Genomic DNA, 23395 nt, shown 5'->3' on the forward strand with positions numbered 1-23395 from the left:
TTATATAACCGTTAAAATCCCTTTTTAAGCTCTTAAGTTATTAACATTTGTTCATATAACTACAAAAAAAACGCTCTCAAAATCGAGAGCGTTTTCTATTCCTGCAAAATCAATTTAATATTTTAAACCGTAACTCCTGTTTTAGCAATTTCGGTATCTGCCTGAACGTGCGCTGCATTGGCTCTTCCGCTTGGATCCTGATTTTCTTGCCATTTCGGAATCCATTTTCTAACCGTTTGTGCCGCACTAACTTGCGGATAATATTTGTTAAATATAGATCTGTAAAAATACGCTTCTTTAGTTGCAGGGGAATTGTATGGAAATTCAGCAGCAGCTCCGGCTAATTGCTCATCAGTAACTTGAGAGGAACAGTATTCAATCAATTGATCAATCCAGTTGTATCCTACTCCATCTGAGAACTGTTCTTTTTGTCTCCATAAAACCTCTTCTGGAAGATATGGATTATCCGGTGTGTCAAATGCTTTTCTCAGAATGTATTTTTCCTTTCCATCGTACGTTTTAGGCATCTTTTCTTCTGCTTTGATACGAACTGCCATCTCCAAGAAAGCTTTGTCTAAAAACGGAACTCTAGCCTCTAATCCGTGAGCCATCGTTGATTTATCAGCTCTTAATAAATCGGCAGTAAATAATTTCTGCACTCTTTCGATTGTTTCCTTTTGAAAATCTTCTGTTGAAGGCGCATTTCTAAAATACAAATATCCTCCAAAAATCTCATCTGCTCCTTCGCCCGAAAGCACCACTTTTATTCCCATATCCGTAATCGCTTTAGATAAGAAATACATTGGAGTACTTGCTCTTACCGAAGTCACGTCATAGGTTTCTAAATGCCAGATTAGTTTGTCCAATATTTTAATTCCTTCTTCGATAGTGAAGTGAATTTCGTGGTGTTCCGTTCCTAAATATTCCGCTACTTTTCTGGCAGCAGCAGCATCCGGAGCATCAGCATCTAAACCAATCGAGAATGAATGTAATTTTTTACCGCTTTCCGCCAAGAGTCTGGAAGCAATTGCCGAAGTCAAGGAAGAATCCAATCCTCCAGAAAGCAACACCCCAATTGGCACATCACTCATCAATCGTTTACGAGTTGCTTCGGTCAAAGTTTCTCTGATTAATTCTAAATCTAATTCTTGGTCTGCTTTTAAATAATCTTCATATTCCGGCTTGTAATATTTTACAAAACCCGTTTTTTGAGTATAAAAATGTCCTGGAGGAAAAGTAGAAAATGTTTTACATTGATCTGCAATAGATTTCATTTCCGATGAAAAATAGATTCTTCCTCTTTCGTCCAAACCATAATACAACGGCTTTACTCCCATTGGGTCTCTACCCGCAATAAAATCATCACCATCAACGACTACAAAAGCCCAATCTCCATCCAACATATTGCAAAAATCGTATCCAAACTCTTCGTACAAATGCACAATAACCTCTGAATCTGATTTTGTTCTAAAAGTATGTTCTTTTAAAACACCATCTCTTAATTCCTGATGATTGTATATTTCGCCATTATGAACCATATAGGCCGTTTTTGTGCCTTGTATCGGTTGTTTTCCGGAATGCAAATCGATTATAGACAACCGTTCATGGCTTAAAATATGTCCTTTTTCGGTAACATGCAAATCACTTTCATCCGGGCCACGATGCGACATTCTTTTCGAAAGCTCCCCAACTAGCTGTTCGTCTTTTGCTCTTCCAATAATGGCTAATATTCCGCACATAACATTATATTTTTATTTTTTACCAATTCTAACTCAACAAATATGCGATAGTAGTTACAAATACAAAACACAAACACACTATTTAGTTTAAATTTGAAACAAAAAAAATAATTTTACATTTAAAGTGTAATTAAAATACTCAATTAATAAAATTATTCCATTACAATTATAAATCCTCAAAGAGTATCCTCTTATTTATTTCACTTTCTTGCCTTTTAAATACGTACTTGTTGGCTTCATTTTTACTATTTTATGCTCTTCCACTTTCATTAAATCCTGATCATACATTACAAAATCAGCCCATTTACCCACTTCCAGACTTCCTTTTTCTTTTTCTTCGAAATTAGAATAAGCTGCCCAAATGGTCATTCCTCTTAAAGTTTCGGCTCTAGTCAAAGCATTTTCCATCTGGAAACCACCTTTTGGGTATTCCTTACTGTCTTTTCTGGCAACTGCAGCATGAAAAGTCAGCATCGGGTTCACTTCCTCTACAGGAAAATCAGTTCCTAAAGCTACCATTCCAGCTTTTTGGAGTAATTTTTTATAAGCATACGCATTTTTTAGTCTTTCTTTCCCCAATCTATCACCAGCCCAATACATATCGGATGTCGCATGCGTAGGTTGAACCGAAGGGATAATCCCGAATTTAAAATAGTCAAAATCAGCTTCACGTAAAACTTGGGCATGCTCAATTTTCCATCTTCGGTCTTTAGTACCTTCTAAAACTTGTCTGTATATTTTTAAAATCACCGTATTTGCGGAGTCTCCAATGGCATGCGTATTGAGTTGAAAATCCGAAGCCGCAATTTGCCTTGCCACTTCTTTTAATTCTGTAACCGGTGCCAACAAAGCGCCATATTGGTCTGGCTTGTCAGAATACGGTTTGTGCATGCAAGCGCCACGAGAACCCAAAGCGCCATCGCCATACATCTTAAAGGAACGGACATTTAGATTATCGGTTTTATAAATTCCTTTTTTTAGATACAAGTCGATATTTTTTTGATTTGCTGTAACCATTGCGTACACATTAAGCCTCATCACTTTTGCTTTTTGCAAACTATCCATCAAATGAATAATATCCGGATCTAATCCTGCATCATTTATTGTTGTCAATCCGTAATCAAACATCACTTTTTCAGCATCCAATAAAGCAGCTATTTGTATTTTACGAGTTGGTTTCGGAATTATTTTAAAAACCAATTCCATCGGATTATCAACTAAAATTCCTGTTGGTTCTCCGTTTGCAATCTCAATTTGACCGCCAACAGCTTTCGTATTTTTTGTAATTCCGGCCAATTTCAATGCCTTACTATTCACAATAATTGCATGCCCGTCAACTCTATTCAATACTACAGGAATATCAGGAAAGACAGCATCTAATTCTGCTTTTGTAGGATACTTTTTTACTTTCCAATCGTTTTGGTCCCAACCGTTACCTACAATAAACGTTGGATTTTTATCTTTTTGAAAAGCCTTTAAACGAGTAATTATTTCGTCCATACTTTTGGTACCGCGCAAATCAGCTTCCTGTAAACTTAATCCATAGCTGTAAAAATGACAATGCGCATCAATCAAGCCTGGATAAATAAATTTCCCTTCGGCTTCTATCGTATTCTTGGATTCATATTGTTTTGCAATTTCACGATTTGTGCCAATAGCTACAATTTTTCCCTTATCAATTGCCATAGCCGAAGCCTCCGCAAAAGAATTATTGACCGAGTAAATAGTTGCATCTGTAATAATGGTATCAACGGAAATCTTATCCTTTTGATCACAGGAAATCAATAAAAATAAAGCAAGGAATGATGTAATAAATCTCATAATAAACATTTTAGTTATGCTAATATAAAAAAACTCCACCTAATTATTTTAGACAATGCCGTAATTATATTTTTTTCAAATTGTAAACTTCTCCATAAAAATAGTTCCCATAAAAAAACGCTCTCGAAATGGAGAGCGTTCTATCTATTTATAAAATCTTATTTTAATACTGTTTATGCTTTTGCATATGCATCATCATGCACACTAGCTACTGCTCTTCCTGAAGGATCATTCATGTTCTTGAATGCTTCATCCCATTCCAATGCAATTTTTGTACTACACGCCACACTTGCTTCTTGCGGAACACACAAAGCTGCGGCATCACTTGGAAAATGCTCATGGAAAATAGAACGATAATAATATTCCTCTTTTGAAGTTGGCGTTTGTAGAGGGAACTTGTATTTAGCATTTGCTAATTGTTCATCCGAAATTTCAACAGCTACAACCTCTTTCAAAGTATCAATCCAACCGTATCCTACACCATCACTAAACTGTTCTTTTTGTCTCCAAGCAACACTTGGCGGAAGCATTTCTTCAAAAGCTTTACGAACTACCCATTTTTCCATAGGATGTTCCTTGTTGATCATTTTATCTTGTGGATTAACTCTCATCGCCACATCCATAAATTCTTTATCTAAAAACGGCACACGCCCTTCAATTCCCCATGCTGCTAAACTTTTGTTGGCACGCAAACAGTCATACATGTGTAATTTACCTAATTTACGTACGTTTTCTTCGTGGAATTCTCTTGCGTTTGGCGCTTTGTGGAAATACAAGTATCCTCCAAAAAGTTCATCTGCTCCTTCACCCGATAATACCATTTTGATTCCCATAGATTTAATAACTCGCGCCATTAACCACATAGGTGTTGATGCTCTAATAGTAGTCACATCATACGTTTCTAAATTGTAAATCACATCTTTAACTGCATCTAAACCTTCCTGAATAGTGAATTTTATTTCGTGATGAATAGTCCCAATATGATCTGCCACTACTTGTGCTGCCGCTAAATCTGGAGAACCTTCTAATCCTACCGAGAAAGAGTGCAATTGTGGATACCAAGCATCGGCAACATCACCAGATTCGATACGTTTTTGCGCATATTTTTTGGCTACAGCCGAAGTTATAGAAGAATCTAACCCTCCCGAAAGCAATACTCCATAAGGCACATCGCTCATCAATTGTCTGTGAACTGCGGCTTCTAAAGCAACTTTAATTTCGTCAATGCTGGTTACGTTGTCTTTTACGGCATCGTAATCTGTCCATTCTCTTTTATACCATTGTACAAATTCTCCGTCTTTACTTGACATATAATGTCCCGGAGGAAACAATTGAATTTTAGTACAATATCCTTCTAATGCTTTCAATTCTGAAGCCACATAAAAAGTTCCGTGTTCATCCCAACCTATGTATAATGGAATAATTCCCATGTGATCACGAGCAACAAAATACTCATCTTTTTCTACATCATAAATGGCAAATCCAAAAATTCCGTTCATTTCATCAATAAAATGAGGTCCTTTTTCTTTGTAAAGTGCTAAAATAACTTCACAGTCACTTTCAGTTTGAAAGTTGTATTTCCCTTCAAATTGTTTACGCAATTCTCTGTGGTTATAGATTTCACCATTTGCAGCTAAAACAAGTTGTTTGTCTTCACTAAATAAAGGTTGTTTCCCTGACGCAGGATCAACAATTGCCAAACGCTCGTGAGACAAAATAGCTTTTTCATTACTAAAAATTCCACTCCAGTCCGGTCCACGATGACGGATAATTTTAGACATTTCTAATACTTGCGGTCTTAAAACTTCCGCTTTTTGTTTTAAATCAAAGGCACATACTATTCCGCACATAACTATATATTTTTAATGTTTTTGTTTATTTTGATAGGGCAAAGATGGAGTTATAGTTCTAATTGAAAAACACAAATGCCATTTTTAATTACAAACAACAACTAAAAATGATTATTTGTATTTAAAATGTAATTAAAAAAGAATAAAAACAGAATTGAAGTTGTGGATTGTAAAATGGGACGCGGATAAGACAGATGCAACTCCCGGAGTTTCGGGACGGATTATAACGGATTTTATTCAATATTCTCCACTAAATACTTCGTACCATTAATCTCAAAAGTAAACCCTTTTTGATTTCCCATGAGTTTATTTCCCAAAGGCGATTGTGGTGACAATGCGATAATATTGATCCCTTCGACATTGATTTTAGGAAGCGCCACACTCAGGTATAAATAGATTCCGTTCGCTTTTACCAAGCTCCCTACAATGATGGTTTCGGCAATTGTAGTGGCATCAATTTTATCTAAAACTGTTTTTTGATCCAGTACTTCTCTCAATTTACGATTGAGTTTTTCCTGCTCAATATGCATCATTGACAAAGCGGTTTCGTGTTTGTCTCCGGCAGAACCTTTGGCATCGTTCTTAGAATCTTCGGTAAGCGCTACAATCATGTCTTTGAAAACATCGATTCGATCCTGAACTAATTGTAGATAATGCGTATGTATTTTTTGCTTGAAAGTCATAATTTAAAGTTTAACCACAATGTTCACAAAGAAAGCACAATGTTCACGAAGTTTTTTTATTATAGTTTCTGTATTTAGAAAAAGTTTAATCATAAAGAAGACAAAAGGCTGACTTCTTTATGATTAAACTTTCTGTAGTCTTTGTATCTTCTTTGTAAACTTTGTGGTTAAGTAACAAATTAAAAATCAAATTTATAGTTCACTCCTAAAATTACCTGAAAACCTTGAACCGGATAATTCTGCCATTTTTGGTAGGCATTATTAGTGATATTATTGGCTCTTGCAAAAGCAGTCAATCGATCGCTGTATTTGAATCCTACATTTGCATTTACATCAAAATAAGATTTTAAAGTTACAGGAGCGGCATTCGCTGAAAAATCAGTATTTATCTGGATATCTTTACGCTCGCCTACATAAAACACATTTGCACCAGCGAACCATTTCTCAGTTATATTGAAATCAAGATTTGAATTTATTTTTATTGTTGGCATATTCCAAGCTTCTTGCTGAAAATCATTGGTGTAACTACTGAAAGTTCCGTTGATTCCAAAAGATACAGCTGAAGAAAAATCAGCTTTTAATTCTCCATAAAAACGCAATGTTTTCATATCGTCATACACCACTTGAAAGGAATTTCCAAAAGCATAATCCTCGTTACCCGCATTTTCAGTATAATCATTGCTTCTAAATAAAGCTTTATTCCTTTCGTTTGCATACGAAGCTTTTATATTATAACTTACTGTATTGGTTAATTTTCCTTTTAATCCGGCAAAAATATCATACTGCTTATCTGTTGGCACAATATTCAATGTTGGTGATAAAAACGGATTTTCATTGACAAAATCCATATAGGAGTTTTGCTCTAAATCCCCTTCGGCTCCTGCATAGAAAATCATCAAATCACCAACAACTTTGTAAGAAGCATTGAATTGTGGATACACTAAAAAGGTATTGTTGCTGTTTTCATTATCCATACTATAAAACAAACCAACTCCAATATTCAGCGTCCAATCATCTTCCTGCATTACAAAACTGGGAACAATTCCAAAATTTGTAAAACCATATTTTACTCGCTCTGTATTGGTATTTAAATAATTTTTCTTGAAACTACCGCTAACATAATCTACAATTATATTTGTTTTTACAGCGCTTTCCATTACATCAAATTCTACTGTTGGTTTTGCATAAAAACGATTTTCAGAAGATCCAGAAGCATCCGAAAAATGATTGTATTTCAGACTTGCTTTGTTCAAAATACTTTCGTTAAATGCTACATTTCCGCCTAACGATATCGTACCGTAAGTTTGCTGAGGATTAATTCCGTTAATCAAAACCATTCTGTCTTGAGGAGTCAAAGTGCTGCCAAAATTTGCAGGTAATCCGTACCAATTATAAATTTGGTTTTGATAACCCAAATCCAAATTCCATGACACGTCTTTTTGATTGGAACCATACATCAAGTCCAACGATGTATCGTAAAAACCATCCTCTAATGCTATATTTTGGATTCCGCCTTCAGACGAATGATGACGAAACATTCCACCAACATAATCTGTGTCATTAAGATCATGATTCACGAATAATTCCCCAATAAAGGTTCCGTAATTCCCCACTCCAAAAGTGGCGTAATTTTTAAACAAATGGGCTTGCTTTTCTTTCTCTACCCCTTCTGCTTTCCCTTTGGATGGTGTAAAAGTTGAAGCTACCGGAAAAGAGAAAATCGTGTATTTTATCTTTTCTTTTTTGGCATTTGCGTCTTCATCCAGTTCAGGAATTTCTTTTACTTTGAAAGCGTCCGAAATTTTTGGCGTATACGGTTTTACAACATTTACGGTCTCTGTTCCTATTTGCTCTTTCTTTTGTGCAAACGAAAATTGGAATACGAAGAAGAATAAAATCCCCAACCCAATTCTCCCCGAAGGAAAGGGAGCCGAAAAAGTTGCTGCCTTATTTGTGAATGATTTTATGTTTAATTGTTTAAATGTCATGTTTTATTTTTTTTACTTCTTATTTCTAACGCTAATAATCTTAATCTTTAAACTTCCCATTCGCCTTTTGCAATGAATTGCGTTTCTCCGCCTATTTTTATATCAAAATGATTTTCACTTAATTTTCCATCAAAATAAATCTGGGAAGCTCTGTTTATAAAATCTCCCTGATGATTGACTATTTTAATTTCTGGTGAATAATATTTCAAAAGAAAAGCCTGTAAACAAGTGCTGGCACTTCCCGTTGCAGCATCTTCAATAAGTTGATTGTTTTCAACACATAGCATTCTGCTAATGAGTTTTGCATCTTCTAAACAATAAAAATATAACGCTCTATGATTGGTTTTACAGTGTGTATGCAACCATTCGTTCATTTTATCCTTGTCAAGAATTAAATTCTCCAATGCTTTTTTATTTTTCAGAGGGACAATAACAAAGGCACTTCCGGTACTTACTTCCTGAATGGAAAATTTATCATCAAAATCAGCACTGCTTAAATTGCTGAAGGATAAAAAACCTTCTGCTGAAAAAGTATCTAAAAACTGAGGTTGAGCCGCCTCCAACCAAACCAAATCTCCCGATTGATGCACTGGAATTTCACCAATTGGAACCGATAACGTAATCTTTTCTGGTTGGCCTTCAAATATGGTATTCATCAAAACCCACGATGTTCCTATTATTGGATGTCCAGCAAACTTCATTTCGTGCTCTGGAGTAAAAATTCTAATTGTTGCTGCTTTATTTTCAGGGTCAAGCTTTGTTATAAAAGTGCTTTCCGCAAAGTTGATTTCACGGGCAATTTTTTGCATCTGTTCGTCACTAGAGGCTTCAGCCTCTAAAAAAACAGCCAATTGATTGCCTGCATATTTTTGCTTTGTAAAAACATCAACGATGTAAAAAGGTAAATTCATTCTATTTGTTTTTTGACTTTCGATTATTCTAAAAATTTCATGCCGATTTTTGTTGTTTTCCAACATACAATCACAGCCTTCTTTATTTAGTTATCGATGAATTTGTTTTAGATTCCTCAGCTTTTATAGTATCCAATTCTCTTTGTGCATCTGAAACTACATCCGTAAAATCAGTAAAATTTTGGATTACATTTTCTAAAATGTAGGTTGCCTGATAACTGTCTTTCAGTCCGTAAAAGTTTTTCGCCATTAATACTAATCCTTTCGCACCAAAATATTTATAGCTGGAATAATTCTTCGCTAATTTTTGAACGGCAGTATTAGAAGCTTCAAACTTTTCGTCTTTATTTTTAAAATAAGCATCATAATACAAGGCTTCGGCAGCTAATTCTCCTTTGGCAATCGTCATTAATTTTGCGTAGGCAACTTTCGCTTTCGCTTCATCACCTGTTTCAATTGCCGCACGCGCTATGATAATTTGCGCATCACTTTTTACATTATCATCCGTTTTAGGATTCATCAATACTTTCTCCGCGTAAATAACTGAATTTGGATAATCCTTTTTGTCATAATACGATTTCATCAAATTAGATTGTGCAAAAGTTTTATTCTGAGAAATATCCGCTTCGTTTTCTAAACGGGATAAAACCGGAATTGCTTTCTCATACTCTTTATTTTTAAGGAAAATTTGAGCTAATCTTGATAACGATTGTTCTGTAAATTCACTTCTGGATTGCGCAATTACATATTCATAATTAGCAATAGATTTACTCTCCGAACCTTCAGAATAATACAATTGAGCAAGATAATAATTAGCTTTTAAAGCATGAATCCCACGAGGAAATTGGTTTATATAACCACTAAATCCTGCTATTGCCTGTTTAACATTATTTTGTTGAAATTGTTTTTCAGCAGCTTCATACGTGTCATTATCAAGCTCTGCATCTGTTACAGCAACAAAATCCAACGTACGAACCCAAGTTGCATATTCATCAACTCTGCCATTGTCCACATAAATCAATCTAGCGGTGGCTACAGCTTCTAAAGCCTCTGGAGTTCTAGGAAAATCAGCAGCTACTTTCTTAAATTTCAACAATGCCTGCTCGTCTTTATCCGTATTATAATACACTAATCCCTGACGCAAAATAGATCTGGAAGTGAAAGAACCTTTTTTAAATTCCGTATTTAAACGGTCATACGTTTTAACGGCAAGATCATTTTGATTTTCGGCAACGTACGTATTGGCCAATTCAAAAAGTGCATCGTCTCTGTATTCTGATTTTGGATACAATTGTAAAAAAGCATTTAGCTCATCTATTTTCTTGTCATTTTTTGCTATAAATCCATAGCAAATCGCTTTTTGAAAATACGCATAATCTGCATCTACACTTTTAGATTCTATTACTTTACTGTACGCATCCATAGCCGGACCGTATTTTGAAGTTACAAAACGGCAATCCGCCAAACGCAAATACGAATCATTCAAACGTACTTTATCCGAAGGTGCTTTTTCTATTTGATTTTGGAAATAATTACCCGCTTGATCGTATTCTTTCAATTTAAAATACGTGTATGCAATATTGTAATTGCTGTTTTTAAATTCTGGTGTTGTAGCCGCTTGGTTTGCACCAATGAATTGCTTGAAACTTAATAACGCGTCTTTGAAATCATTCAAAACATATTCTGTTTCACCTTGCCAGAAAGTAGCACGAGCAGTAAAAACGGCATCTTTTTGTTCGCTCACAGATTTTGTGAACATCTTCAAGGCTTCCGGATAATTCCCATCGGTGTATAATTCTAAACCTCTGTAAAAAAGTACTTTTTGGTACGCTAATTTGTTTTCTGGTGATTTATTTTTTTCCAATAAAACTAAGGCTTCTTTGTAGTTTTTAGACGAAATATAAGAATCTATCAATAATTTCTCCACCTCTGAACGGCTTGCACTATCTGGATATTTTTTCAAAAAAGCTTGCAAAACCGCTGGTACACTTTGATACGAATTCCCTAATTCATAACTTAATTTTGCATAATTCAAGCTCGCATCTTCTTGAATTGCCAAATCAAAATCCATTTCAGAAGCGTTTTTGAAAGCATTCAAAGCCTGCTGTTTTTTATCGGTATTCAGGTAACTTTCTCCCAAATGATAATAGGCATTTTGCGCTACAAAATCTTTCCCTCCAATGATTTTATTGAACTGAGAAATCGCGTTTTCGTAGTCTTTTTGTTTGTAATACGCATATCCCAATTGATAGAAATCCGTATTATTCCATTTTCCTTTTTTTCCTTTATAATCTACTAAATATGGAATAGCTTTATCATATTGTTTCAAATTGAAGTAGCTTTCGCCAATGATTTTACTCAGTTCTGATTTTTCCAAAGGAGTTGATTTAGCCATTGCTTTCTGTCCTAAATCAATTGCTTTTTGGAAATTCCCCAACTTAAAATTCATATCAGCCTGATAATACGAAAGCTTTTCTTTGTACTTTTCTTCACCTGAAACTTCATCAAAATACTTTGTTGCCTGCTTGTAATCATCACCTTCATACGCCATAAATCCCAAATAATATTTGGCTTGAGAACCATATTCAGCAGAGTTTACGACTTTATTCAAATACACTGTAGCTTCTTTTTTCTTTTTGGCATTAAAAAAACTATACCCTTTCTGAAAATTGAATTTATCTTGGTCGTTTCTGCTTAAACTGCTTTCGTCTACTTTATCAAACCATTGTAACGCTTGCGGATAATTCCCTTGGTTAAAATGATAATGTGCCACTTCAATGTACGCCTGATTTTGTTTTACGCTTGTAGGATAATCCGAAACAAATTGCTCCATCAATTCATCCGCATTGGATTGATTGGTTCGAATGGCGCAATTAGCGGCATAATAGGCACAATCTGATTTTAGTTCTTCAGTAGTCGCTGTTTCCTTTACTTTATTAAAAATTAGTTGCGCCGATGCATATTGCGCATCTTTAAATAAAGAAACCGCTTTATTGAAATCTTTTGAATCGTGAGTGTAAATTGTTGATTTTTGTGCCGAAACAGAGGCAGTTATAATGAAAATTGGAATAAAGAAGAGCCAAGAAATTTTACGCATTGTGATTTTATTTTAATAATTCAAATGTATCATATTCTGAAGTCTATAACGAATCGTTATCGGCTTTTATTATGAACATTTTTTTTAACACTGAAGAATTTAACTTTATTCATCCCTTTAAACTCCGCCACTTTGACTTATTATTTATAATTATCAGAATTCTATCTAATTGAATAGAATTTATTTTGAATAGAACCGTTATCTTATTACTTTTACCCAATAAACAAATGCAAACTATGTCACAATCCGTACTGTCTCTAAAAAATGTAAATATTTACCAAGAAGGTAAATCTATTTTATCCCAAGTAAACTTGGAGGTAAAACATGGTGAATTCCTTTATATTATTGGAAAAACAGGCTCTGGAAAAAGTAGTTTAATGAAAACTTTATATGCTGATTTACCTTTAACAGAAGGAGAAGGAAATATTGTAGATTTTGATTTAGCCACATTAAAAGAAGATGACATTCCGTTTTTGAGAAGAAAGATTGGAATCGTTTTTCAAGATTTCAAATTATTACCGGACAGAACTGTAAAAGACAATATGTTATTTGTCCTAAAAGCTACCGGCTGGATTGACAACGTAGAAATGCAAAACAAGATTGACGAGGTTTTAAATAAAGTAGGGATGAGAGAATTTGGCAATAAAATGCCGCATCAACTTTCTGGAGGAGAACAACAACGTGTTGCCATTGCCAGAGCTTTACTGAACGACCCTGAATTAATCCTTGCTGATGAACCAACAGGAAACCTTGACCCACAAACCAGTGCCGAAGTTTTAGAAGTATTAAAAAGCATCAATGCTAACGGAAAAACCATCATTATGGCCACACACGATTATGCATTATTGATGAAATTCCCATCTAAAACATTGAAATGTGAAGATGCAAAAATCTTTGAAGTGGTTCAGAGAACGGCATAATGCTTTCCATTCTTGTTCCAATATACAATTACAATGTTTATCCTCTTGTTTTAGAGTTGCACAAACAATGTATGGATTGCGGAATAGATTTTGAAATTCTATGCCAAGACGATGCTTCAAAATCAGGTTTGAATGTACTCAATGAAAATGTGAATGCATTATCAAATTGCAGTTTTGTCTCCTTAAAAGAAAATCTGGCACATCGTGAAAACAGAAATTCCCTTGCCGAACAAGCAAAATTTGATTATTTGCTTTTCATTGACGGCGACTCAATCATTATTCATGACCAATACATAAAAAAATACATTGACAACCTTAATGATTTTGATGTTGTTTATGGCGGTAGGTTACATCCTGAAAAATGTCCTTCTAACAACCAAAAACTACGTTGGAAATACGGAAGGTTTATTGAGGATAAGTCTGCAATAAACCGAATGAAAAAACCGTATCAATCGTTACTTTTTAATAATACCATAATCAAAAAAGACTGTTTCAACAAAGTAAAATTTGACAAAAACAGAAAGAAATATGGTCATGATGACACCCAACTTTCGTATCAATTGAGTTTATTAAAATCTAAAGTAAATCACATTGAAAATCCTATTGAACACGGAGATATTGATACCAATTTGGTTTATTTGAACAAGACCAAAGAGTCTTTAGAAAATTTGATTTCACTGTACGAAGAAGAAAAAATTGATATTGAATTTGTAAGACTGATTCAATTGTATCATTTTTTAAAAAGAACAAAATCCAATTTTATCATTTCAAAAATGCATACCTTTTTAGAGAAACATCTATTGCAGAATTTGACCGGAAACAATCCTAATTTATTTCTTTTTAATTGGTTTCGAGTTGGCTATTTATGTTCGATAAATGATAAAAATTAATCCTTTTTGAGTCCAATAAATAATTGATTCCAAGTTTGCATAATAGCATCTATATTGTATTTTTCGCTGGATAACTTTGCCTTTTTCCCCATTTCTTTTCTTAATGTCGCATTTTCGATTAAAGTTACTACAGCCTCTACATAATCTGATTCGTTGCCGTTTTCAATCAAAAAACCGTCTTCACCATGAGACAAAATTCCTCTTGGCCCACACGGACAATCATAAGCAACACAAGGCAATCCGGAAGCCATCGCCTCAATTAAAACCATCCCAAAACCTTCAAATCGAGACGTCATCAGATAAAATGAGGCTTCTAAATATTTTTTATCTATATCCTGAACCGGTTCATAAAAAACAACATTGTCTGAAATATTTAGGTTTTCAGCCAACAATTTTAAATCGATATTTTTAGCTGATTTGCCGTAAATTTCCAAAGTCCAATCCGGGTGTTTTACAACAACTTTTTTCCAAATTTGCAACATTCTGTCAAATCCTTTTTCATACGTATGACGGCCAACAGCTATGACTTTTTTACTTTCTAAAGTACTCGATTTTTCTGAAGTAAACCACAAGGGATTTGGAATAACAATTGTATTATCTATATTCCATTCTGCAATGCTTTCGCTCGTTACAACAACAAATCGATCGTATTTCTTTATCCCGATTTTTTTTAAAGCATGAATACCATTAGACACAACTTTGGTCAAGAAATCATCCCTTAGTTCTCTTTCTTCAACAAACTTGGAACTGTGCATTTCTAGAATAAGAGGAACTTTATTTTTTAAAATAAAAGGAATTGAATATGCCTTTAAACCATTATCACAAACAACAACAATATCGGGTTGAATTGCTTTAATTTTACTTTTTAACCCTTTCGCAAAAAAATTAAAAAACTGAAAAAAGTTACCTTTCAATGGTAAATCGTGAAAAACAATATTGGAATTAAAAGAATAAAACAAAGGATAAAAACCCTCGTTTTGAGTCAGAATATGAACTTCATATCCCAATTTTTCAACCAGATAATTAGCTTTTATCGAAAGGACTCTGGCTACACCGCCTTCGTTATTTATGTTGGGAACTATATAAAGAAGCTTCATTTTTTGGATTCCAAAAATTCATCAAAATCCCTAATATAATCTTCTTCTTTGAAAACACCAGATGCCAAAACCAAACAAACGGCTCCAGAAGAAAAATTTTGCAATTCTCTCCAAATGCCTGTTGGTATTAGCAATCCAACATTTGGCTTGTTCAATATAAATGATTTTTTTTCTAATCCATCCTGAAGAACAACCTCAAAACTTCCGCTCAAAGCAATCAGCGTTTCTTGCTGCGCAATGTGCGAATGCCCACCTCTGTATGCATTACTCGGCACATCAAAAAGATAATACACACGTTTGAATTCAAATGGCAAAACATCCTCTTGAATAAATGCCAGATTCCCACGTGTATCTTCCACAACAGGGATTTTTAATAATTGTATGGCGTTAAGAGTTGTTTTCATTTTTTATTATTTCTAGAATCAATTTTTGCCATTGAAGTCCTATAATTTTAATATCAAATTTTTTGATACTATTAAAGCTGTTAGATTTACAATGATAATAAAATTCTTCATCAAAAGCCATTTTATTTATTGCAGCAATTAACAGCTTGAAATTTTGATTTTCGACCAAAATTCCGTTTTGTCCATCAACGATAATTTCATTAGGTCCTGAAAAACAGTCAAAAGCTATTACTGGTGTTTCGCAACACAAAGATTCAATAAGAACCATGGGTAATCCTTCGACTAGACTAGATTGAACCAAGAACTTTGCCTGTTTAATTATTACATATGGATGGTCAATTTGACCTGCTAAGTGAATGTATTTTGAAGAAGATGTTTTTAGTATTAATTTTTCTAAATTTTCTAACTCTGGACCTGCTCCAACAATTACCAAATGAATATTTGAGGATGATAAATCAGACAATAAATAAGCTTCTATAAGTTTACAAAACTGTTTCGTTACTGCTAATCGACCAACAGCAACTATATATTCAAAATCAAATTCATCTGATTTCTGAGAATTACATATTGATTTTATTTCATCAATGTCTATTGGATTATGAATTGTTTCTAAATTAGAAAAATTTAGTTCATTTTCAATTAATTTTTGTTGTGCTTTAGAAACGGTAATTATTTTATTAAAATTCCTAAAAATATAGTTTGAGAGTACTTTATATTTGAATAGATAGCTCTCATATCTTCCGCTGTGAACGGTTTGTATTTTTGGTAATGTATAAATGAATTTATAAATGAAAAACTCTTGAAAATAAACAACCCTAAATCTAAAATCAATTAACAAATCAAAATTTTGTTGATCTACATATTTTTTAAATGTAATAAACCGATTTATTTTATTAAATAATCCATTCGATTTACTTCTGAGTCTACCTAAATTAAGCAACTCACCACCATGATTGTAAGTTACTTGATCGATCATTATTATGTTATGCACCTCAAAATTATTTTTATGCAAATACTGCGATAACGTTGATAGTACTCTTTCGGCCCCTCCATTACTTAACATATATCCTATTAAGGCTATTTTATATTTTCGGGGAGTTTCGTTCATTTAAATCACTATTTTTGTTCAAATATAATAAACAAAACTGATTTGAATTCCCATAATCCACTAGTGAGTATCATTTGCCATTGCTATAATCATGAAAAATTTGTTGTTGATTCTTTGAACTCCGTTTTGAATCAAATTTATACAACTATTGAAATCATTATTGTTGATGACTGTAGCAATGATAATTCAGTATCAGTAATTATTGATTTTGTAGCAAAGCACCCTGAAATTATATTTATAAGAAATACACAAAATTTAGGAATAACAAAATCGTTCAACAATGCCCTAAAAACTGCCAAAGGAGAATTTATTATTGATTTAGCAACTGATGACATTTTGCTTCCTGATTGCATTGCATTGCAAGTAGCAACTTTTCAAAATAGTCCTTATAAAAATCTTGCCATTGTCTATGGAAATGCAGAATTAATAGCGGAAAACGGCAAATTTAAATCCTATTTCTTTGAGGTTAATGCTTCAAAAAAAGTAATTACTAAAAGACCAACTGGTGCGATTTATGCCACAATAATAACATCTGGAAAGACATTTTGTTCCGTTTCAGGCATGATAAAAAGAGACGTTTATGATACTTTGAATGGATATGATGAAAGACTCGAATATGAAGATTATGATTTTTGGATTCGAGCTTCAAGAGATCATGAAATTGATTTTATTGACGAAATTCTTATTCAAAAAAGAGTGGTCACAGATTCTTTGGAAACTTATTTTTTCAAAAAAAATAACGCCAGAGCAAAAAAAATAAATCACTCAACTCATTTGATTTTGAAGAAAGTAGTCCAAATGAATAGAAATAAAACAGAGGATTTAGCACTACAAAAAAGAGTGCATTATGAAATTATACATTGCTGGAAAAATAAAAATTATAGTTTATTATTTAAAAATCTTAGCTTACGGATTGTATTGTCTTGGAGAAAGAATTTCAAGACTTATTAAACAGTCAACAATTGTTCTAAATTCTCATTTTCCCCTTCCCAATCTCTGGAAATATTTGTTCTAATTAATTTTGCTGGAATACCTCCAATTAAAACATTTTCCCCAAGGGAAGTATAATCTTTATTGCACAAACTATTTGAGGCAATTGTACAATAATTTGGAGTGATTGTATTTTGCATAATCGAAACTCTATTTCCAATATAATTATGACTTCCTATGAAAATCGGAGCTGTTATTTTGAATTTTTCTCTCGTCTCTGTATCAAACATTTGATGAAAATTGGTATCAATAATTTGAGATTCTGATCCAAATCTTGCGTAATCCGCCAATACAATTTTTTCAACACAAATCAATTTACCATTTGAAGCTAGTGAAGACATATGTCCCATTTCGCAAACTCCATTTTCACTAACAAAAACAAAGTAATCCTTACCAAATTGAACATGTCCTTTGAATACTATTTTTCCAGCTATAATAATTTCAGCAATTCCTTTATGACGTGTGTTCATTTCATAAGCCTGACCAAACCCAATCATTCCTTTTTTAATATTGCCTTCTATTTCAATTTTTCCAATTATACTAGTAAACTTTACGCTTCCATAGAAAAAAACCGGAAGCTTTTTAGCTGTATTAAAAGGAAATTTTTTGAAATTAAAGTATAGCGTTTTTGTCCAATTTATGGAATAATAAAATTTAAGTTTTTGATACCTTAACTTTGCTTTTCTATAATTATTTTTTAAAATCTCAATCATTCTTTCTCTTAATTATAGCATTAAACAACCCTTTTAGCTCCACCTTTTTATTCATTTGATATAAAACAAAAACCAATGAAAGAACAACCATTACTGACATTGAGCTGTATTTCAAAATCGGATTCGAAATATATCTAAATAAAAAAGTAACAAGGCACATCAATATACAAATTAAATAAATTTGATAGAAATCGTTGTCAAAATAAAATCCATATCTTTTCTTTGCAATTATTTTTAGACCAAAAAAATGAATCAAATAATAGATACAAAAACTAAATCCAAGCCCTTCCAGTCCACAAAAATAATAACCTAAAACATTTAAAAATAAAGACACACTATTGAAAACAACAGCAGTTTTCAGAAACATTTTCGAATCTCCTTTGGCAATCAAAATATAGCCCATCGACCAAGAAACCGCTCTGAATAACATTGCCAATATTCCAAAACAAACCATTGGAATAATAGTACTAAATTCTGACGTAAATACAATTTTAACGATAAGCGGAATCAACGTTAAAAACAAAATTATTATAGGCGTTATAATCAATATCGAAATGAACGATTGTTGAACTACACTTGTTCTGACTTTTTCATTCTCATTACTAATTGAAGCCAATCTTGGAAAATAATCGGTACTCATTGCCGTGAAAATCACCCCAACATAAGAATTCAACAAGGTAAAACCCGCATTATAAAACCCGACTTGTTCTAAACCTCCTTGCTTTCCAACATAAATTTGGATTAAATAGGTTGTCAATAAAGTCAACAAACCACTTAATGTCAGCATGACTCCAAGCCTGACAATACTCTTGCCCTCCGTCATTAATTGATCCTTTGTTATGCCCTTTCTTTCAATTTTTACTTTTTTCGAAAAATAAAAAGAAAATAACAAAGCGGATAAAGAGGCAATAATTATGGTCGGGACAATGGCATCGATTCCATAAAAATAATACAACGGAATGGAAAACAGCAAGCCGAATACATTTCCATATAGATTCGCTTTCGCCAAAAACCTCATTTTTCTTAATCCTTGTAAAACTACTAATTCCCCTACTGTCAATTGCTTAAACAATAACGTAATGGAAAGAAAAACAAACGAATACATTTGGTCTGAATTTCCAAAAGTAATGATGCTTAACCAATTTGAAAAAACTATAGTTAGCAACGCCCCAACAATTCCCGTTATCAAAGCTACCTTTTTAACCACCAAAACAGTGGCTGAAACCGTATTTAAATCCTCGTTTTTATAATCTCCTGAAATATGTTTAACTGCACTTGTTTCTATCCCTAAACCTGAAAAACCACCTATCATACCAATGGCAGAATTCAACAAAGCTACAATCCCCATTCCTGTAGGACCTATGAAAACAGCAATTAATTTGGTTCGGATTACGGCAATAATAATCGTGAGAAATTGAACGCCACCAAAAAGTGATGTCGTTTTTAAAATTTGATGGTATGATGTTTTACTAGCAGACACTACTTAATATTTATTTAAAACTGAAACAATATAACTCACTTCATCCATCGTCAAAACTGGGCTTATAGGCAAACTCAACACTTCATTATGAATTTTTTCGGTGATTGGAAAAGATAAATAATTCCAATTAGATAATGCTTTTTGTTTGTGTGGCGGAACTGGATAATGTATTACGGTTTGAATACCATTTTGGTGTAAATAGTCTTGTAAATCGATTCTGTTTTGTGTTCGAATGACAAACAAATGAAAAACATGGTTATTTGATAAATCCCAATTTGGCACTATTATTTTATCGTTTTTAATTTCAGACAAATAACGTCTGGCAATAGTTCTTCGCCATTCATTTTCAGTGTCTAAATTGGGTAATTTCACGTTAAGGAAAGCCGCTTGCAATTCATCTAATCTTGAATTTACTCCTATATAATCATTATAATATTTTGTTTCCGAACCATAATTACGAAGTGATCGAATGACTTCTGCTAAGTCCGAATCATTTGTGATAACGGCACCGGCATCTCCTAATGTTCCCAGATTTTTCCCGGGATAAAAACTATACGCTACGCTTGATTTTTGATTGCTGATTCTTGATTTCTGATTTCTGATTGCACCATGAGCCTGAGCCGCATCTTCGATAACCAACAAATCATTGGCAACAGCAATTTCATGTATCGCATCCATTTCTGCCAATTGTCCATAAAGATGAACTACTAAAATAGCTTTTGTTTTTGAAGTGATTTTATCTGAAATTAAATCGGGATTGATGTTGTAAGTTTCCAACTTTGGCTCAACCAAAATAGGAATTAAATCTGCTTGTAAAATAGCCAGAATACTCGCAATATAGGTATTTGCAGGAACAATAACTTCGTCTCCTTTTTGTAATTTCCTTAATTGAATATACCCTTTAAAAATTAGAACTAGGGCGTCAAAACCATTTCCCGTACCGATGCAATGCTTTGTACCGCAATAATTGGCAAAACTGGTTTCAAATTCCTTGACTTCATTCCCTAAAATATACCAGCCATTGTCTAAAACCACTTTCATTTTTTCCTGAAATGCAGTTTCATACGGTTCGTTAATTTTTTTCAAATCAAGAAATGGTATCATATGAGATTCATTTTATAAAAATCCTGACTGTAAACAGAGCATCCTAATTCTTCTTTTTGTTTCAAAAGTCCTATATTATATCCTTTTTCATTGTCATCAGTAACGATACCCATATCAAAAAAAAGCTTTCCTTCGCTCTTATATTTTTGTATCAAACGAATGAATAAAAAATCCAATGCGCGCAGCTCCTCTCCTTTTTTGGTGGTAGCTCCATATTGCGATTTTACTACAGTTTCTGTCTCGAATAACGTAATACCAGCAATAATAACGCCCTCATAATACACTGAAAACTGTTTGATATTATTAGGGAACATTTCCTTTAACTTTTTGATTTCCTGAAGGGTATGGACCGGTTTTGCATTATGTTTCTCGAATAGTCTTGGCACTAAAACCAATTCCCAAAAAGATTCAAATTGATGTTCTTCCACCAATTCTAAATCGAGCGCTTCAATTTTTCTGAAATGCTTTAATTTACTTTTTGAAATCGTCAAAGGCATTGCCAAATTTATTGCGAGATTCATTTCTTTTTTATCTAAAGAAGCGCCTCTTTTAAGTAAAAAGAAGTCGGTTTCATGATTCCCGCCAGAAGAGTAGAAAAATGGAATTGGTTTACAATAAAAAGATTCTATCTCATTTTCTTTAAAAAAAGACAAAAGAGAATCTAAAATTATTTCTACTTTTTCTCCATTTATTTTAGCAGAATAAACCAATCCGCCGTACGTCAAACCTTGATGGGAAAAAACTTTTGCTCCAGCTTTATTTGCCGGCAAAACAGCTATCAGTTTTTCATCCTCAAAAACCATCAAGGAGAAATCCTCAAATCGCTCTTTGTGGTATTCCATAAAATCACGGTGAAATAAAAAGGTAGCGTTTTTGGCTTGACCAATAAAGGCATTCCAATTTGTATAATCGCTTTCCTGGTATTGTTTGACGGAATAATTTTTCACTATTTGATTTTAGACTTCGTGAAATTAAGCATTTTTTATTTATGTTCTAAAGTAGGTAAATACCATTTGAATTTCACCGCCATCAAACGAACCGAAATGATAACTAAAGAGGTTGTCAGGTATAAAACATCATTTTCTAAATTAAATTCCCGAAGAATAAAGAAAACTATTCCACCCAAAATACAGATCGTTGCATAAATTTCCCTTCGAAAAATAACGGGGATTTCAGTACACAAAATATCTCGAATAACACCTCCAAAACAAGCTGTCATGGTTCCTAAAGCCACACAAATAACTGGATGAAGTCCAATATTTATTCCTTTTTCGAGACCTATCAAAGTAAAAACACCCAACCCAATAGTATCAAATAAAAACAAAGAAGTTCGTAATCTGTCGAATTTTTTTCTAAAAATAATGGCCAATATAAATCCGATGATTATTACATAAACGTATTTTAAGTCCAGCATCCATCCCACTGGCGTCCTGCCAATCATTATGTCTCGCAAGGTTCCGCCACCCACGGCAGTTACAAATGCAATAATAAATACACCAAAAGGATCCATTTTTTTATTCATTGCCGTCAAAGCGCCAGACATGGCAAAAGCCATCGTACCGATGATGTCTAATAAATGGAACATACTGTTTTTTTGGATTTAAAAATGGATAAAAAGAATGCTTTTAATTGAATCTAATTCAGGCAAAATTAAAGAAAATACTCGTGTAACCAACTCCTATTGGCTACATTTAATCAACGTGTATTACAGCAGATAAATATTCGAATCCAAATATAGAAAACTGAATTTTCTCTATGTATCTTTGTTTTCTATAAATTAAATAGTTGTACCTCTTGAAACAAATCACTTCGATACAAAATCCATACATAAAATCTTTAGTGCAATTGCAGGAAAAAGCAAAAGCGCGCAAACAATACGGAACCTTTTTAATTGAGGGAAAACGCGAAATTTCTATTGCCATCAAGGGCGGTTACGAAATGGAAACGCTGTTATTTTTACCTGAAATTTGTTCGGAAAACGAAGCCCGTCAATTATCTAAAAATGCCGAACTGATAGAAATCAATAAAGAAATCTATCAAAAACTCGCTTACAGAGATACCACTGAAGGCATTTTGGCTGTAGCCAAAACCAAATCGATGCAATTATCTGATTTGAAATTATCTGAAAACCCATTGATTCTTATTGCCGAAGCGCCGGAAAAACCAGGAAATATTGGAGCTTTGCTTCGTACTGCCGATGCTGCTAATCTTGATGCGGTACTAATTGCCAATCCAAAAAGCGATTTATACAATCCAAATATTGTGCGTTCCAGCGTGGGTTGTTTGTTTACCAACCAAATTGCAACCGGAACAACATCCGAAATTATTGCGTTTTTGAAAGAAAGAAAAATCAATTTTTATTGTGCGACTTTACAAAACTCGACTTCGTATCACACACAGGATTATACTACGTCAACAGCACTGGTTGTAGGAACAGAAGCCACCGGATTGACGGAGGAATGGCGAAAAGAAGCAACCCAAAATATTATCATTCCAATGCAAGGCGAGATCGACTCCATGAATGTTTCGGTTGCAGCAGCCATCTTGATTTTTGAAGCCAAAAGACAGAGAGGGTTTTAGATTAACAATTTTTGATTGCA

General features: G+C 33.5%; 19 protein-coding genes. 4 read left to right on the top strand and 15 right to left on the bottom strand.

Annotated elements, in window-relative coordinates; genetic code table 11:
- Positions 1-122 precede the first annotated feature (122 nt).
- From asnB (QLS31_RS06805) to QLS31_RS06835, 7 genes are all read right to left on the bottom strand, one after another.
- Positions 123-1739 carry an asparagine synthase B gene (gene asnB, locus QLS31_RS06805; protein WP_282743232.1) on the bottom strand — a complete coding sequence of 539 codons (1617 nt, stop codon included), beginning with the start codon at positions 1737-1739 and terminating at the stop codon, positions 123-125.
- 195 nt (positions 1740-1934) lie between these two features.
- Positions 1935-3560 carry an amidohydrolase gene (locus tag QLS31_RS06810; RefSeq protein WP_282743233.1) on the bottom strand — a complete coding sequence of 542 codons (1626 nt, stop codon included), beginning with the start codon at positions 3558-3560 and terminating at the stop codon, positions 1935-1937.
- Between the two features lie 173 nt (positions 3561-3733).
- A complete protein-coding gene (asnB, locus tag QLS31_RS06815; protein ID WP_099714639.1) occupies positions 3734-5410 on the bottom strand; it encodes an asparagine synthase B in 1677 nt (558 codons plus the stop codon).
- A 233-nt stretch (positions 5411-5643) separates the two neighbouring features.
- A complete protein-coding gene (locus QLS31_RS06820) occupies positions 5644-6093 on the bottom strand; it encodes a hypothetical protein (RefSeq protein WP_282743234.1) in 450 nt (149 codons plus the stop codon).
- A 179-nt stretch (positions 6094-6272) separates the two neighbouring features.
- Complete coding sequence (locus tag QLS31_RS06825; RefSeq protein ID WP_282743235.1) at positions 6273-8081, bottom strand: TonB-dependent receptor; 1809 nt, start codon at positions 8079-8081, stop codon at positions 6273-6275.
- Between the two features lie 47 nt (positions 8082-8128).
- Complete coding sequence (locus tag QLS31_RS06830) at positions 8129-8992, bottom strand: PhzF family phenazine biosynthesis protein (protein ID WP_282743236.1); 864 nt, start codon at positions 8990-8992, stop codon at positions 8129-8131.
- 82 nt (positions 8993-9074) lie between these two features.
- Complete coding sequence (locus QLS31_RS06835; protein ID WP_282743237.1) at positions 9075-12089, bottom strand: tetratricopeptide repeat protein; 3015 nt, start codon at positions 12087-12089, stop codon at positions 9075-9077.
- A 236-nt stretch (positions 12090-12325) separates the two neighbouring features.
- Here QLS31_RS06835 and QLS31_RS06840 point away from each other — a divergent pair, with 236 nt between their 5' ends.
- Together QLS31_RS06840 and QLS31_RS06845 are read left to right on the top strand one after the other, a co-directional pair.
- On the top strand, positions 12326-13009 hold the full coding sequence (locus QLS31_RS06840) for an ATP-binding cassette domain-containing protein (protein ID WP_099714636.1): 684 nt from the start codon (positions 12326-12328) through the stop codon (positions 13007-13009).
- The gene (locus tag QLS31_RS06845; RefSeq protein WP_282743238.1) at positions 13009-13899 is read left to right on the top strand and encodes a glycosyltransferase; all 891 of its coding nucleotides are present in this window, start codon (positions 13009-13011) and stop codon (positions 13897-13899) included. The genes QLS31_RS06840 and QLS31_RS06845 overlap by 1 nt, the downstream gene beginning before the upstream one ends.
- Here QLS31_RS06845 and QLS31_RS06850 read toward each other — a convergent pair.
- The 3 genes from QLS31_RS06850 to QLS31_RS06860 are packed head-to-tail and all read right to left on the bottom strand — an operon-like array spanning position 13896 to position 16508.
- Positions 13896-14996, bottom strand: coding sequence for a glycosyltransferase family 4 protein (locus QLS31_RS06850; RefSeq protein ID WP_282743239.1), 1101 nt, complete (start codon positions 14994-14996; stop codon positions 13896-13898). The genes QLS31_RS06845 and QLS31_RS06850 overlap by 4 nt on opposite strands.
- Positions 14993-15400, bottom strand: coding sequence for an FdtA/QdtA family cupin domain-containing protein (locus QLS31_RS06855; protein WP_121342642.1), 408 nt, complete (start codon positions 15398-15400; stop codon positions 14993-14995). The genes QLS31_RS06850 and QLS31_RS06855 overlap by 4 nt, the downstream gene beginning before the upstream one ends.
- Positions 15384-16508, bottom strand: coding sequence for a glycosyltransferase (locus QLS31_RS06860; RefSeq protein WP_282743240.1), 1125 nt, complete (start codon positions 16506-16508; stop codon positions 15384-15386). Before QLS31_RS06860 ends, QLS31_RS06855 begins: the two co-directional genes overlap by 17 nt.
- A gap of 42 nt (positions 16509-16550) precedes the next feature.
- Between QLS31_RS06860 and QLS31_RS06865 the strand changes: the two genes are divergently transcribed.
- Positions 16551-17459 carry a glycosyltransferase gene (locus QLS31_RS06865; protein ID WP_282743241.1) on the top strand — a complete coding sequence of 303 codons (909 nt, stop codon included), beginning with the start codon at positions 16551-16553 and terminating at the stop codon, positions 17457-17459.
- On the opposite strand, the gene QLS31_RS06870 is transcribed toward QLS31_RS06865, so the two are convergent.
- Genes QLS31_RS06870 through QLS31_RS06890 form a run of 5 tightly spaced genes read right to left on the bottom strand, consistent with a single transcriptional unit; the run spans position 17456 to position 22380 of the window.
- Positions 17456-18211, bottom strand: a complete 756-nt coding sequence (locus QLS31_RS06870; protein ID WP_282743242.1) for a transferase — start codon at positions 18209-18211, stop codon at positions 17456-17458. The two genes, QLS31_RS06865 and QLS31_RS06870, sit on opposite strands and share 4 nt — an antisense overlap.
- A complete protein-coding gene (locus QLS31_RS06875; protein WP_282743243.1) occupies positions 18204-19691 on the bottom strand; it encodes an oligosaccharide flippase family protein in 1488 nt (495 codons plus the stop codon). The genes QLS31_RS06870 and QLS31_RS06875 overlap by 8 nt, the downstream gene beginning before the upstream one ends.
- Before the next feature lie 3 nt (positions 19692-19694).
- A complete protein-coding gene (locus QLS31_RS06880) occupies positions 19695-20795 on the bottom strand; it encodes a DegT/DnrJ/EryC1/StrS family aminotransferase (RefSeq protein WP_282743244.1) in 1101 nt (366 codons plus the stop codon).
- A complete protein-coding gene (locus tag QLS31_RS06885; RefSeq protein ID WP_282743245.1) occupies positions 20792-21742 on the bottom strand; it encodes a FemAB family protein in 951 nt (316 codons plus the stop codon). Before QLS31_RS06885 ends, QLS31_RS06880 begins: the two co-directional genes overlap by 4 nt.
- A gap of 35 nt (positions 21743-21777) precedes the next feature.
- Positions 21778-22380 (bottom strand): trimeric intracellular cation channel family protein, encoded by a 603-nt coding sequence (locus QLS31_RS06890; RefSeq protein WP_099714626.1) that lies wholly within the window; start codon positions 22378-22380, stop codon positions 21778-21780.
- A 209-nt stretch (positions 22381-22589) separates the two neighbouring features.
- Here QLS31_RS06890 and QLS31_RS06895 point away from each other — a divergent pair, with 209 nt between their 5' ends.
- The gene (locus tag QLS31_RS06895) at positions 22590-23375 is read left to right on the top strand and encodes an RNA methyltransferase (protein WP_282743246.1); all 786 of its coding nucleotides are present in this window, start codon (positions 22590-22592) and stop codon (positions 23373-23375) included.
- Positions 23376-23395 lie beyond the last annotated feature (20 nt).

Origin of the sequence: Flavobacterium sp. XS2P24 (assembly GCF_030010285.1) — a bacterium.
GTDB lineage: Bacteria > Bacteroidota > Bacteroidia > Flavobacteriales > Flavobacteriaceae > Flavobacterium > Flavobacterium algoritolerans.

What these genes read in the sequence shown, in the direction of transcription:
- QLS31_RS06870 (WP_282743242.1), bottom strand. Translation starts at nt 18,211, where the DNA reads ATGATTGAGATTTTAAAAAATAATTATAGAAAAGCAAAGTTAAGGTAT.
- QLS31_RS06860 (WP_282743240.1), bottom strand. Translation starts at nt 16,508, where the DNA reads ATGAACGAAACTCCCCGAAAATATAAAATAGCCTTAATAGGATATATG.
- QLS31_RS06890 (WP_099714626.1), bottom strand. Translation starts at nt 22,380, where the DNA reads ATGTTCCATTTATTAGACATCATCGGTACGATGGCTTTTGCCATGTCT.
- QLS31_RS06840 (WP_099714636.1), top strand. Translation starts at nt 12,326, where the DNA reads ATGTCACAATCCGTACTGTCTCTAAAAAATGTAAATATTTACCAAGAA.
- QLS31_RS06810 (WP_282743233.1), bottom strand. Translation starts at nt 3,560, where the DNA reads ATGAGATTTATTACATCATTCCTTGCTTTATTTTTATTGATTTCCTGT.
- asnB (WP_099714639.1), bottom strand. Translation starts at nt 5,410, where the DNA reads ATGTGCGGAATAGTATGTGCCTTTGATTTAAAACAAAAAGCGGAAGTT.
- asnB (WP_282743232.1), bottom strand. Translation starts at nt 1,739, where the DNA reads ATGTGCGGAATATTAGCCATTATTGGAAGAGCAAAAGACGAACAGCTA.
- QLS31_RS06835 (WP_282743237.1), bottom strand. Translation starts at nt 12,089, where the DNA reads ATGCGTAAAATTTCTTGGCTCTTCTTTATTCCAATTTTCATTATAACT.
- QLS31_RS06850 (WP_282743239.1), bottom strand. Translation starts at nt 14,996, where the DNA reads ATGAAGCTTCTTTATATAGTTCCCAACATAAATAACGAAGGCGGTGTA.
- QLS31_RS06830 (WP_282743236.1), bottom strand. Translation starts at nt 8,992, where the DNA reads ATGAATTTACCTTTTTACATCGTTGATGTTTTTACAAAGCAAAAATAT.
- QLS31_RS06825 (WP_282743235.1), bottom strand. Translation starts at nt 8,081, where the DNA reads ATGACATTTAAACAATTAAACATAAAATCATTCACAAATAAGGCAGCA.
- QLS31_RS06845 (WP_282743238.1), top strand. Translation starts at nt 13,009, where the DNA reads ATGCTTTCCATTCTTGTTCCAATATACAATTACAATGTTTATCCTCTT.
- QLS31_RS06880 (WP_282743244.1), bottom strand. Translation starts at nt 20,795, where the DNA reads ATGATACCATTTCTTGATTTGAAAAAAATTAACGAACCGTATGAAACT.
- QLS31_RS06855 (WP_121342642.1), bottom strand. Translation starts at nt 15,400, where the DNA reads ATGAAAACAACTCTTAACGCCATACAATTATTAAAAATCCCTGTTGTG.
- QLS31_RS06820 (WP_282743234.1), bottom strand. Translation starts at nt 6,093, where the DNA reads ATGACTTTCAAGCAAAAAATACATACGCATTATCTACAATTAGTTCAG.